At 52.1% G+C, this 13029-nt stretch carries 11 protein-coding genes; 3 read left to right on the forward strand and 8 right to left on the reverse strand.

From position 1 onward, the window contains the following. Positions 1 to 276: 276 nt before the first annotated feature. Both F608_RS0114885 and F608_RS34910 read left to right on the forward strand, forming a co-directional pair. Positions 277 to 1416, forward strand: a complete 1140-nt coding sequence (locus F608_RS0114885; RefSeq protein WP_022666446.1) for an ABC transporter substrate-binding protein — start codon at positions 277 to 279, stop codon at positions 1414 to 1416. Positions 1417 to 1419: 3 nt separating this feature from the next. Further along, positions 1420 to 5166, forward strand: coding sequence for a PAS domain S-box protein (locus F608_RS34910; RefSeq protein WP_022666447.1), 3747 nt, complete (start codon positions 1420 to 1422; stop codon positions 5164 to 5166). Positions 5167 to 5261: 95 nt separating this feature from the next. Here F608_RS34910 and F608_RS0114895 read toward each other — a convergent pair whose 3' ends face one another. Beyond that, the gene (locus F608_RS0114895) at positions 5262 to 6542 is read right to left on the reverse strand and encodes an aspartate aminotransferase family protein (RefSeq protein WP_022666448.1); all 1281 of its coding nucleotides are present in this window, start codon (positions 6540 to 6542) and stop codon (positions 5262 to 5264) included. 11 nt (positions 6543 to 6553) lie between these two features. Next, positions 6554 to 7342 carry a TrmB family transcriptional regulator gene (locus F608_RS0114900; RefSeq protein ID WP_022666449.1) on the reverse strand — a complete coding sequence of 263 codons (789 nt, stop codon included), beginning with the start codon at positions 7340 to 7342 and terminating at the stop codon, positions 6554 to 6556. Positions 7343 to 7515: 173 nt separating this feature from the next. Between F608_RS0114900 and F608_RS0114905 the strand changes: the two genes are divergently transcribed. Beyond that, positions 7516 to 8043, forward strand: a complete 528-nt coding sequence (locus tag F608_RS0114905) for a single-stranded DNA-binding protein (RefSeq protein ID WP_022666450.1) — start codon at positions 7516 to 7518, stop codon at positions 8041 to 8043. A gap of 125 nt (positions 8044 to 8168) precedes the next feature. On the opposite strand, the gene F608_RS0114910 is transcribed toward F608_RS0114905, so the two are convergent. The 6 genes from F608_RS0114910 to jag form a co-directional block, all read right to left on the reverse strand. Then, on the reverse strand, positions 8169 to 8801 hold the full coding sequence (locus tag F608_RS0114910) for a thermonuclease family protein (RefSeq protein ID WP_022666451.1): 633 nt from the start codon (positions 8799 to 8801) through the stop codon (positions 8169 to 8171). Positions 8802 to 8875: 74 nt separating this feature from the next. Beyond that, complete coding sequence (locus F608_RS0114915; protein ID WP_022666452.1) at positions 8876 to 9688, reverse strand: 50S ribosomal protein L11 methyltransferase; 813 nt, start codon at positions 9686 to 9688, stop codon at positions 8876 to 8878. Continuing rightward, positions 9675 to 10028: a hypothetical protein gene (locus F608_RS0114920; protein ID WP_027362789.1), complete on the reverse strand. Its 354-nt coding sequence runs from the start codon at positions 10026 to 10028 to the stop codon at positions 9675 to 9677. The genes F608_RS0114915 and F608_RS0114920 overlap by 14 nt, the downstream gene beginning before the upstream one ends. A gap of 46 nt (positions 10029 to 10074) precedes the next feature. After that, the gene (locus F608_RS0114925; RefSeq protein ID WP_022666454.1) at positions 10075 to 10764 is read right to left on the reverse strand and encodes a YkgJ family cysteine cluster protein; all 690 of its coding nucleotides are present in this window, start codon (positions 10762 to 10764) and stop codon (positions 10075 to 10077) included. Positions 10765 to 10776: 12 nt separating this feature from the next. Then, a complete protein-coding gene (gene mnmE, locus F608_RS0114930; RefSeq protein ID WP_022666455.1) occupies positions 10777 to 12174 on the reverse strand; it encodes a tRNA uridine-5-carboxymethylaminomethyl(34) synthesis GTPase MnmE in 1398 nt (465 codons plus the stop codon). A gap of 6 nt (positions 12175 to 12180) precedes the next feature. Continuing rightward, positions 12181 to 13029 (reverse strand): RNA-binding cell elongation regulator Jag/EloR, encoded by an 849-nt coding sequence (jag, locus tag F608_RS0114935; protein ID WP_022666456.1) that lies wholly within the window; start codon positions 13027 to 13029, stop codon positions 12181 to 12183.

A 13029-nucleotide genomic window follows, 5' to 3' on the forward strand; every position in this document is an offset into this window, starting at 1 on the left:
TTAGAATAACCGTTAGTTCATCCAAATAGAAAAAATTACAAGACGATAAACAGCCATAGATGATCCTGCCGCCGGGAAGAGGGAAAACCCGGGAACATGGGGTATAGGAATTCCTATACGATATGGGAATTGCAGAATAACCAGGCGGCCTGGTGTGAAAAACCAAAATGTTCATCCTTTTGGTTTCAGTGATGGTCTGTTGCGCCAGTCTCGGGAAGGGGAGAAACGTTAAACAACGGCAGCAGACCTGTCAATAGAATATAGGGGTATCGCACCATGACCATGCGAATATTTGCGGGGCGGATTGTCCTGAAACGGATTGCGATTCTCATTTTCGCCTGTGTTGCCCTGTTGTTCGGCTGCGGCCCCGATGACCCGATTCGGATCGGCTTTGTTGCCAGCATAACGGGACGCCTGGCCGATACCGGTATATCGAGCAGGGATGCGGTTCAGTTGGCCGTGGAACAATGCAATGAACAGGGAGGAATCCGTGGAATCCGGGTAAAGCTGACCATCAGGGATGATCACTGGAATATTGAAGCCGGAAAGAATGCGGTACGGGAACTCATTGAGGAGGGTGTTGGTGCGATTGTCGGTCCCTTGACCAGCAATATTGCCACGGCCGTTGTTCCTTATTTAAATGAGTCAAGGGTGATTGCAATCGGGCCCACGGTTACCACCACACAACTGGCCGGCCTGGATGACTATTTTTTTCGGGTTTGCTTGACCGTCCGGGAATATGCGTACCAAAGCGCCCGTTACCAGCTTCGTTCCGGTAATATGAAGAATATCGCCGTTGCCTATGACGGCAGTCATCAGGCCTTTTGCGAAGACTGGCTGGAAAATTTTAAAAAAACATTTGTTCCCGGCGGGGGTAAAATTCTCAGGCTTGTTGAGTTTAAATCCAATACGGTTCCTTTCTTTTCCAAGGTTGCCGGCCGGCTTTTGAAGACAGATGCCGACGGGATTCTGATCATCGCCAATCCCATGGATTCCGCCTTGTTGTGCCAGCAGATTCGGAAATCCAACCCGTCCATAAAGATTACCCTAAGCAACTGGGCGGCAAGCCCCCGGTTCATTGAAATGGGCGGCAGGGCCGTAGAAGGCGTTACCGTTTCCAGCGCCGTTCTTTCAAAGAGCCCGGGGAAGCCCTTTCAGACATTTCAAAAAATTTATTTCGAACGATTTCAACGGGAACCGGATTATACGGCGATTCTTTCCTATGATGCAACCCGTATCATTCTGACGGCCCTGAAGAACCGCAATCGGGGACAGAGTCTTAAAGAAGCCCTTTTGTCAATCAAAGAGTTTCATGGGCTGAAAGGCAAAATTCAGTTGGATAGCAACGGCGATGTGATGTCTTCCAACGCCCTTATCTGGATCGTCAGAAACCGGAAATTTGTTGGAGCGGAGTAGCCTATGAGATCCCCTATCCCCTTGAAAGGATATTTATCCCTTCACTTCGGCCTGGTAGCGGCCCTGCCGGTGATCATTATTGCCTGTCTGGTCTGGTTTGTCATGGTGCCGGGCCTAGAGGAGAGAACAGAAATCCAGAACCAGGCCATGGCTCTTTCCATGGCCGACCAGGTCTCGGCTTACCTGGGGGTGGGCAAAAGCCAGATGGCCGCCCTGGCTCAATACCTTCAAAACCGGCCGATTCAACCGGATACGGTTTCCCTTTTGGATGCCCATTGCGGTGACGGAGAATTCTTCGAGGCCCTGTTTGTTATGGATAATTTGGATGAGACCATCCAGGTTGTCGGTCTGGCAAAAACCCTTCGTCCGAATCGTGCCGATTTTGTCGGGCTCGATCTTTCCGGCCGCAGGTTTACTGAAAATATAAAAGACCTGAAGGGGGCGGTCTGGTCAAAAACGATCCTGTCAACGGTCACCAGCCGCATGGCAGTCGCGTTGGCCCTTCCCTTGAATGGGGGTTTTCTCATCGGAGAGATCACCCTGGATAAATTGTCTGAGTTTATCCGCGATCTGCCGGTTGAATCTGAATTTCGAACCATGGTGATCGATGGTCAGGGAATCATTGTGGCCGATTCCCAAAAACGGCACTGGGGAGAGAGGTTGAATGTCAATTTTCCGACTCCGGCGGGCCCGGAGAACAGCAACCCGGTAACCTCAACAGTATTTGAGTTGGATGGAGAACAGATGTTGGGGTCCCTGGTAAACATGGATGCGGTCAGATGGAAGATTCTGACTGCCCGGCCGGTTCGCAAGGCCTTTCAGCCGGTTTGGGATACCTTTGTCCTGATTGGCCTGGGTCTGGTCATCGGCCTGGGTCTGGCCATGTCCATATCCTGGCTTCTATCCGGCAAGCTTGCCCGGGTCTTTTCAACCTATGCCCTGCGGGCAAAGTCCATTGCCGATGGAGACTATGAACTGCAATGGCCTGCAGCAAAGACAAGGGAGTTTTTTCAACTGGGTCAAAATCTGCAACTCATGGCCGAAAAAATCCGTCAGAGGGAAAAGGCCCTGATAGACGGAGAGCATCGCTTGAGGGATCTTCTGGCCAATGTTCCCGGGGTGGTGTACCAGTTCACGGCAGACCCGGAAAATCCTGAATCCTATTCATCGGCCAGCGTGCTGAGGGAAAAGGCCCTGGAGATACTCGGATTGGATTCGGAAGAGAAAACCTATTTCAATGATTTTATTGCCTGTTTGCCCCGGGAGGATCAACCCCGGTTTGTCTCCTCTGTCAAAGAAGCGGTCGAGAAGTTCAAAACCTGGTACTACCAGGGCCGTTTTATCAAACCCTCCGGACAGGAGATCTGGGTGGAAGGAAATTCTTCTCCCAGGCGGATAGACAACAAGATCGTTTTTTATGGTCTGATCACGGATATTACCCGGCGAAAGGAGATGGAATCCTCCCTGCACCTGGCCCAGTTCTGTTTTGATAATGCGGCTGTTGGAATCCATCATATCGGAGACGGGGGCCGGATCCTCAATGTGAACGAATATGCCGCCAAGATGCTGGGATACACCACGGACGAGTTGTCCGGGTTATCTGTTTTGGACATTGATCCCTTTGCAGAGATCGAACTCCTGGAGGCCGGGTGGGAAAGGCTTATATCAGAAGGCAAGGATCTTTTTGAAACCACCCATAAGAGAAAGGACGGCTCCCTGGTTCCGGTGGAGATTACCTCCACCCTTTTAGAATACGAAGGCCGGCAGTTTTCCATCTGTTTTGTACAGGACATCACAGAGCGCAAGCAGATGGAGAAGGCTCTCAAAGAGAGCCAGGAGCGCCTGGACCTGGCCCTGGCCGGTGCCAATGAAGGAATCTGGGACTGGCATATGACTGAAGATACCGTATATTTTGACGACCGTTATTACACCATGGCAGGCTATGAGCCCAATGAGTTTCCAGGGACATTCCATGAGTTTGAAAAGCGCATCCACCCGGAAGATCTGGAACGAGTAAAATCGCTTATCGACCGATACCTGGCCGGGGATACGGAAATTTATGAAATGGAGTTCAGATTTTTGCGCAAAGACAAAGAATTTATGTGGATTCAGGCCAAGGGCAAGATCGTTGACCGGGATGACCAGGGAAATCCCGCGCGTTTTGTCGGGACCCATGCCGATATTACCGTGCGCAAACGGGCGGAGGAGGCGTTGCGGGAGAATGAACAGCTGCTTGCCAATATCCTCGAATCCATGGATGAAGGGGTTCTGGTGCTGGATCATGAATTTAAATATCAGATTGTGAATCGAAAACTGGAGCAGCTGGGCGCTTCAAGGGAGCGGATTATCGGGAAAACACCCTGGGAAGCCTTTCCATATATTAAAAATACCGCTGTTGAAGAACGGATGCGAAAAGCCATGAAGGGCCATGTGATGAGCAGCTCGGAAATTAAACTTCATATATCCGATAACCAGAGCGTATGGTCCAGGGATTCTTTTTCTCCCCTTAGGGATGCCAACGGCCGGGTTATCGGCGTGGTCGGAATGATAAACGATATCACCCGGCACAAGCAGGATGAAGAAGAACTGCGGCAGTTGAGAAGCTATCTTTCCAATATCATCGATTCCATGCCCTCGATTCTTGTGGCCGTGGACAGAGAGGGCAAGGTAACCCAGTGGAACCACCGGACAGAACAGGTTACCGGGGTGAGCTTCGAAGACGCCCGTTCCCAGAGTCTGAGCAAGCTGTTTCCCCGCCTGTCCGGCGAAATGGAGCGTATCCGGACCGCCATCCGGGAACGCCGGGTGATCAGTTCTTCCAAGGTGTCAAGGAGATTGGAAAAGGATGTCCGATATGAAGATATCACCATCTTCCCCCTGAAGGCCAACGGAGTGGAAGGGGCCGTGATCCGGGTGGATGATGTCACCGAAAAAGTGCGGCTGGAGGAGATGATGATTCAAAGCGAAAAGATGCTTTCCGTTGGGGGACTGGCCGCGGGCATGGCCCATGAGATCAACAATCCCCTGGCCGGCATGCTCCAAACCGCCTCTGTTTTAAGTAATCGTCTGAATGCCGCGGCAAAGATTCCGGGCAATCGGAAAGCCGCTGAAGCCGCCGGCACCACCATGGCCGCAATTGAAGCATTCATGGAGGCCCGGGGGATTTTTAGAATGCTGAGCGCCATTGATGAATCCGGCCAGCAGGTGAGTTCCATCGTGAACAACATGCTCAGTTTTGCCCGTAAGAGTGAGTCAAAGGTTTTGCCCCATGATCTTGAAGATCTGATCGACAAGACCCTGGCCTTGGCGGTTACGGATTATGATCTGAAAAAGGAGTACGATTTCAAATTGGTCGATATCGTTAAAGAGTACGGAAAGCTTTCCTTTCCCATTCCATGTGAAGCAGGTAAAGTTCAACAGGTGCTGCTCAACATCTTTCGCAATGGAGCCCAGGCCATGCAGGCGGCCGGGACTCAATCCCCCCGCTTCATCATCCGTACCCTGCTGGAAGCGGATATGGCCCGCATCGAGATAGAGGACAACGGCCCGGGCATGGATGAGGCCACCCGAAAACGGGTGTTTGAACCTTTTTTCACGACCAAGCCGGTTGGAGTGGGTACGGGTTTGGGATTAAGCGTTTCCTATTTCATCATTACCCAGAACCATGGGGGGAAGATGAAGGTGGAATCAAAACCGGGACAGGGCACTAAATTCATCATCCTTTTACCGGTGAATGGAGCAAAGGAATAGGGAGCCCTGGCCGGCGGAATCGTTTCAAGATCCGGTCCCGGAGATACAATGGCTGAAGGAAATTTTTTCCTTCAGCCATTGCCTGTTTACGGATCTTAGTCCACCAGGACCTGCTCCAGTTTTTGAACCATGAAATCCATCTCCTCTTCATTGATGACCAGGGGAGGAGAGATCCTTATGGTGTGGCCGTGGCTGTCGTTGACCACCAGACCCAGCTTGAGAAGCTTATGACAGAATTCCATGGCATTGCCTTGTTTCACCTCAATGCCGATGAAAAGACCCCTGCCCCGGACTTCTTTGACATGGGAGGATCTGGCCGCTATGGCCTCGATTTTTTGTTTCAGGATTTTCCCCTTTCGGGCGGCCTGCCCGGCCAGGTCTTCTTCTTCAAATACCTTGAGGGAGGCAGTTCCGGCCACGCAGGCCAGGGGGTAGCCCCCGAATGTGGAACCGTCAGATCCCTTGGAAAAGATCATGTCCATGAGCCTGGCATTGGTGATGAAAACGGACAGGGGCACAAGGCCGCCGGACAGGGCCTTGCCCAGAATGACGCCGTCGGGCACAATCCCCTCGTGTTCAAAGCAGAATTTTTTCCCGGTCCGGCCCATGCCCACCTGGATTTCGTCGCAGATCAGGAGAAGGTCGTGGTCATCGGACAGTTTTCTTAGGCCTTTGAGAAATCCTTCGGGCGGAATGAGCATGCCCCCCTCACCCTGGAAGGGTTCCACCAGGATACCGCAGGTATTTGGGGTAATGGCCTCTTCCACGGCCTTGAGATCCCCGAATTCCACGGACACGAATCCGGGAGTCAGGGGGCCGAAGCCCTCTTTGTACTTTTTGCTGGTGGAAAAGGAGACCACAGAGATGGTCCGGCCGTGGAAATTGTTGTTGAACACGATGATTTCCTGTTTTCCGTCCGGAATGTTCTTCTGCTTGAATCCGTAGTAACGCATTGCCTTGATGGCGGTTTCCACGGATTCAACTCCGCCGTTCTTGGGAAGGACCTTGTTGCCGTGGTTGCCGAACCTGGGTGCCATCTGGGGGGCGAATCTGGCGGTTTCCGCCAGGAAGATGCCCAGAGGGTCGGTGAAAACCACATTGGACAGAACCGAAGCGTAGTTGCCGATCAGGGCATCCATGACCGCATTGGTGATGGAGGGGTGGTGGTGACCGGGGTTGGCCGCGGAATAGGCGGCCAGGCAGTCTAAATAACGATTGCCCTTGTCATCGGTGAGCCAGCATCCCTTGGCCTGGCGTACAACCAGGTTGATCCGTTCGTAATGATGGGCCCCAAAATCACTCTCGAGATTGAAAATAGTGTCATCATTTTCATTGGAAAAACCATCAAAGTAATGAAGTTTGCGCATGCTGGTCATAATGTCACCTCCTAGTGGTCTGCTTTTATAAGTTTGTATATTTTTTTTTCTTGGTCTGTCAGTTTCTGGCCCCGGTCCAGGGTTTTTTCGAGGAAGCAATGATAAAAATCATGTTTCAGGCTGTCCCGGTTGGCAATGACAAACCACTGGTTCCGGGTCCAGTTGATGGGGGATTCATCCTCGTTTCCCACCTCGAAAATACCCACCAGGGCCTCTTTTCTGTCTGTGATGATGTCAAAGGAACGGCCTCCAATGGATTCGACCAGGTTTTCATGGTCCGGATGGATGACCTGGATGTCAAACTGCCGGTCAATTTTTCCCATGGCAATATACCGGATGGCCACGCCCCTTTCATGGGCCTTTTCCAGATCCTTTCCCAGGCGGTTATCCGCTTCCGGGAACAACCGTACATAGATTTCTTTCCTGGCGCTTCGAATCATTTCTATGGCCTTGTTCATTACGTTGTCATATCCGGTCAGGGTCCAGACGAATTCAAACTCATCCTTTTGGGAGGCCTTTTGAATTTCCTTTTCAAAGGCCAAGATATTGTTTTCAAAGCCCAGCTTCAGCCGCCGGATCAGCTCGTCCGAGGGCAGGGGGGAATAAAGACCGGTGGAGACCTCAATGACGTAGCCCTTGGCCGTCAGGCTGCGCAGGACATCGTAGATTCTGGATCGGGCAATGCCGGAAATTTTACTGAGCTGAGAACCGTTTACCGGATGGTTGCGGACCAGGGCCATATAGCAGGCAGCTTCGTACTGGGAGAAGCCCAGTTCTTTTAATTTAGATTTATTTTCCATGCCGGTTCCCCGAAAATAAAAGTTGCTACCTTGATAGCAACATAATCTTCTTGGATTGGATTGTCAACGTTGAAATGCGTTTTCTTCCGGAACAAATAATTGACAATTGAGCCCGGCTGTGGGCATATAAACAATTTAAACAGGACTTTCAAAATCAAGGATAAGGAGTACAAATGGGAAATTTAAACAGAGTAATGCTCATTGGCCGTTTGGGCAGAGACCCTGAGATCCGCTACACCCAGCAGGGAGGAGCCGTGGTTAACAGCGCTCTGGCCACTTCGGATTTTTGGAATGATAAGAATACCGGTGAACGGCGGGAGAGAACCGAATGGCATAGGATTGTGCTTTTTGGCAAACAGGCCGAGACCTTTGAAAAATACATGTCCAAAGGCAGTCAGGTTTATGTGGAGGGAAGACTCCAGACCAGTTCCTATGAAAAGGAAGGCCAGACGCATTACAGCACTGATATTATAGTAAGTAATTTTCAGTTTTTGGACTCAAAGACAGACAGTCAGGCAGGGGCACAGGGCGGCTATTCAGGTGGCGGTCAGCAGGGCGGAGGATACCCGCAGAAGGGCGGGGGAGGATATTCCCAGCAGGGCGGATCTGCCCCCAACTCCAATAATTTTCAGGGACAGACCAGCCCGGGCATGACCGGCGGCGGACAGGCCCCCATTCCTGATGATGATATCCCCTTCTGAAAAATAAACAATCCCAGTCTAAAAAGGCGCAGTTCCATGGAACTGCGCCTTTTTAAATGGAAAATTAAAAATCTTCCGTTGAAAAAGGTGGCAAGCCCAGGCCCCCCCCTTCTTTTTGTGGCTTTTTATTTCCTAGGATGTTCCTTTCGCCAGGCCCGGGGACTTTTATAGTGCCGGCCCAGGGCCCACATGCCCATTCCGGCCTTCCGGGCTTTTTTTTCTTCCCTGAAATAGGCCTCCGTGTCCAGAGTGGCCGGCGTTCTTCCCCTGTATACTTCGGCCAGGCCGGCCCGGATCATTTCAAGGTTAATATTGGTCGAACCTGAGAAAACCTCGGCCAGAATCCGGTTAAACCCGCCGATGCCGTGGCTTTTCAGGATCACATCCCTACCGTTCACAAGCCGGGATAATTTGGCTTTGGCTTTTTGGCCGTAGGGCTGACCAGGGGATCTCCTGTATCCGGTTTCCGGGGAGTCGATTCCGGCCAGCCGGATTTTCAGTTCCAGGTCTGAACCTTGAACCAGGAGGGTATCTCCGTCATATACCTTGGTGACCCTGAAGGTCCGGCCTTCCTGACGGGCCTGTTCGAGCCGTACTTCCTCTTCAAAAAGATCTGTCTCGGAATCCTTTGGCGGTCCGATATTGGAAAAGTGCTTGACTCCGCTCTCATCGGTCCAGAAGTAGACATCCCCCTGGGCAGTGACGATAGAAAGAAACAGTACAAGTCCCGTAAACAGGGTTGTGAATTTTAAATTCATGATTTTTTCAAATTCAGGTTATGGATACAAAAGTATAGAAGATCAGGCCAATCCAGGCAAGGTCTTTTCACCCTTCAGGCTCTATCCTTTAAAACCACGGCTGACCACTCTTTTTCATCCCTCTGCCAGTCAGGAACAAGGCCTGTCTGTGAATAATGAAGGATCAGCTCCTCCCTTTCCCATTCCCGGACCCCGGACAGGATCACAAATCCTCCGGGTTTGAGGCTGGAACGAATCAGGGAGGATAAATTCTTGAGGGTGGGAAAGCGCAGGTTGGCGCAGATTAGGGAAAATTCATTTTCGCAACCGGGCATGGGGCAGCCCATGACCTCAATTTTTCGGGTTAAATGATTGAGTTCAATGTTTTTCCGGGACTCGGATACGGCATTGGGGTCCGTATCCCAGGCCCGGCAGGAGGGCATGCCGGAAAGGCAGAGGGCAATGGCCAGAACCCCGGATCCGGTACCGATGTCTGCACAGGCAGACGTTGTATCCGGTTGGGGAGTGCCGGAATGAAAAAACAGATGGTCGATGGCCTTGAGGCAGAGCCGGGTGGTGGCATGGTGGCCGGAGCCGAATGAAATCCCCGGGAGGAGATTGATGTCGACCTGGCCTGGGTTGGCCCTGGAACTCACCTTTGGAGGTTTGAGGAAAAAATGATCAGTAACCCGGACCGGCTTGGAAAAGCTGATGTCCACATAGGTTGCACCGTAAAGGTCCTCATAGGCCAATTCCTGCCCGTCCACCAGGGTTTTGAGGATTTTTCCGGCCGAGCGTCTGGAAATGGAGAGTTCCGCTGCGATTTTATTGATATAGGCCCGGGAAGTCAGCCGGGTTTCAGACAGTTCAAGGATTCCCAGAATCCTTTTCCGGTCAGAGGGTGTCATGCCCTTCCTGATGTAACAGGGTCTTGTACCAGCAGGCAAAGTCAAACATGCCCCGGATTCTTTCCTCGTCATTGATGATCCCCAGGCACATCTCCAGGGCCCCCTGGGCATAGGTGTTGGAGTAGTCCTCATGTTCGATCCGGGATAAAAACTCCCGGATCAGTTCCTGGGAGGTCCGTTGGGTCTTGTCCTTACGGATGTCGATGGGATCCTTGGGCTCCTGGAAGGGGTCCCATTTATCATACCCCTTTTTCAGGATCTGACGCTGGCCCCGTTTGCCCATGGCATCGAAAATGGCCTTTTTTCTTTTTTCAATTTCTTCAGGGGTAAAATCGTTCATTTTTTCTTCCGGTTTTGTAAAGGGTGAACAAAGCTGGATTCCCCGATCAAGTTCTTTTGCAATGGGGGCGGGAATCCTTTTTCTTTTCAGGCCCCACACCGAGAAACTCCTCGTTGAAATCGGTAATCAGGGCCATGGATACCGGGATCAGCAGCTCATGCATTTTGATGTTCCGGGATTCAATGCCCTTGATCAACTTGGCTGAAATGAGCTGGAGCTGGGTATAGATTTTGTCCATGTTCAGGGTGGGATAGGGGTTGCCCTGGATAAAATTGGTCCGGCCGCAGATATGGCTGGCTCCGGCCGTTGAGACCGGAATTCCGTATACCCGGCAGGTGATGGGCCTGTGTTCGTACATCAGACAGAGATTGTCCTGGCCCAGAAGGGGACAGCGGATCCTTTCCTGGGACATCTTCCCGACAATTTCAAGCTGGTCGGCCCCGTTCTGCACTTTTTTATAGGCATCCCGCTTGAGCTTGATCAGGGCCCGGTCGGTCTTGTCGGCGATTTCCAGGAGTTCGCTTTTCTCTTTTCCGGAAAATTTCTTTAAAAATTGTTCCTTGAGGTAAAGGGCCTCCACCAGGGTCAGGTCAAAGATGGCGTAGCAGCAGTCAGAGCATTTCTCCCGGCAGAACACTTCGTTGGCGTACTCTTGTTTGACCTTGTCAAAGACTCCGTCCACCACCTGGACCAGGGCCTCGTATTGGGTAAAATATTCTTTAAGATCAATGGGCATATCTATATCCTCTTATTTTCCAATGCAGAAATTATTGAAAATGGTATCTAAAATGTCAAGGGATGCGGTTTCTCCGGTGATTTTTCCCAGGGCATCAATACTGTTTTTAATGTCAATGGCCAGGGTCTCCTCTTCCTGTCCCGTCTTAAGTCCTAGTTTGACGGACTCAAGGCCGGCCACGGTTTCCTCCAGGGCCTTTTTATGCCTGAGGTTGGGGATGACGGCCGAGCCTTCCGTATCCAGATCCTGGATGCAGAGATTCACGATCTTTTGCTTCAGCTCCCGGATGCCCTGATTGAGCAGGGCTGAGATCTTAGCCACGGGAATATGGCTGTATTCAGGGGGAGGGAGGGGCAGGTCTTTTTCCCCTTCTTCGGCCAGGTCCATTTTATTGATGACCAGGATGGCTTTTTTCCCTTCAGGCACGGTCTTTTGAAATTCCCTGGCCGTGAATGGGGATCCGGGCTCTTTCATGAAAAGGACCAGGTCAGCCGTTTCTATATGATCCCTGGCTTTTTCGATGCCGATGATTTCCACCAGATCGGCGGTGTCGTGGATGCCTGCTGTGTCAATGATCACAAAGGGGATGCCGTCCATGTTCAACCCCTCTTCAATGGGGTCCCGGGTGGTGCCGGGCAGGGGCGTAACAATGGATTTTTCCCGGGTCAGAAGCCGGTTCATGAGGCTGGATTTTCCCACGTTGGGCTTTCCGCAGATGGCGATGCGGATTCCCTCCTTAAGAAAGCAGGCATCATCATGCTGGCGGATGAATTCCCGGCACTGGTCAATGACCTGGTCCAGGGCCGGAATATCTTTTTCAGAGATGGATGCCGAGTCCTCGTCGTCGGGAAAATCAATGGACACCTCCAGGATGGCCAGAAAGGCGATCAGGGTTTCCCGAAGTTCAAAGATTTCATTTTTCAGGGTGCCCAGGTTTTGGGAGGCGGCAAATTTCAGGGCCCGGCCGGACCTGGCATTGATGATATCTGCCACGGCCTCTGCCTGGGTCAGGTCAATGCGCTGGTTTAAAAATGCCCGTTTGGTAAACTCCCCGGGCTCGGCCAGCCTGGCTCCTTTATCCAATATCCTGTCCAGGATGGTTCTGAGGACAAGTGTGCCGGAGTGGGCCTGGATCTCCACCACGTCTTCCGCGGTATAAGATCTGGGCCCTTTCATGGGGATCACCAGGACTTCGTCAATGACCTCAGCCGGATCATCCAGGATGTATCCGTGGAAAACGGTGTGGGATGTCAGGGATTCAGTGCTTGAACCGGATTTGGAAGGTTCAGGCGTTTTCGTCCGTGAAAAGACCTGGGCCGCAATATCAAGGGCAAGGGGGCCGGAGATCCGGATGACCCCAATTCCGCCGCTCCCGTATGGAGTGGCTATTGCGGCGATGGTATCATTCATGGATTCTTATCTTCTGAACCGCTTTTTTCCCCTAAAGGAATTTTTCTTTTTCGGAAAGATGACCAGGCGTCTGTAGTATCCGTCTCCCATGCTCTGGGTCCTGACGCTGGTGTCGTCTTTCAGGGCCAGGTGAACGATCCGCCTGTCCTGGGCGCTCATCTGGTTAATGGTGGCGGGACGGCCGGTTTTCTTCGCTTTTTCCGCCATCTTAAAGGCCAGGTGTTTCAGGTTGGATTTCCGGGTTTCCATATACCCTTCTATATCCACCTTGACCCTGACCCTTGCCTCGCTCTTCCGGTTGATGATCTTGTCCGTGAGAAACTGCATGGCATCCAGAGTCTGGCCTTTCCGGCCGATGAGGATGCCGGCGTTTCCGCCTTCGATCTTAAGGGTCAGCCGGTCCTGGTCGGTCTCAGCCTCCACCGTTGCATCGTCGGTGATCAGGTCGGCCATTTTCTGAAGGGCCTCCCGGCCCAGATCAACGGACTCCTGGGTGACGTCCACAGGCGGTTCTGCAGGCGGCCGGGGTTCCCGGGGGGGGGGCGGAGGATCTCCGGCCTCTTCTTCATCCTCTTCAAGTTCAAGGGCCTCCTCAACACGGGTCTCCTCGCCAAAGGCTTCATCCACAATGGAGCGGATTCCTTCCATCTCTTCTTCGGAGGCCTGGTCCGGCCCGGTGTCCGGAACACGGACCTTTATTTTGGCATCTTTCCGGCCCACAATGCCGAAGATGCCTGAGGCCCCGGTGGAAACCACATCGTATTTAAGTTCTTCCTTGGTCAGATTCAGGGCTTCGCAGGCACTGTCTATAGCCGCTTCAAGGCTCTTTCCACTGAATTCCTGGGTTTGTTTCAT

This window comes from Desulfospira joergensenii DSM 10085, from assembly GCF_000420085.1.
Lineage (GTDB): Bacteria > Desulfobacterota > Desulfobacteria > Desulfobacterales > Desulfobacteraceae > Desulfospira > Desulfospira joergensenii.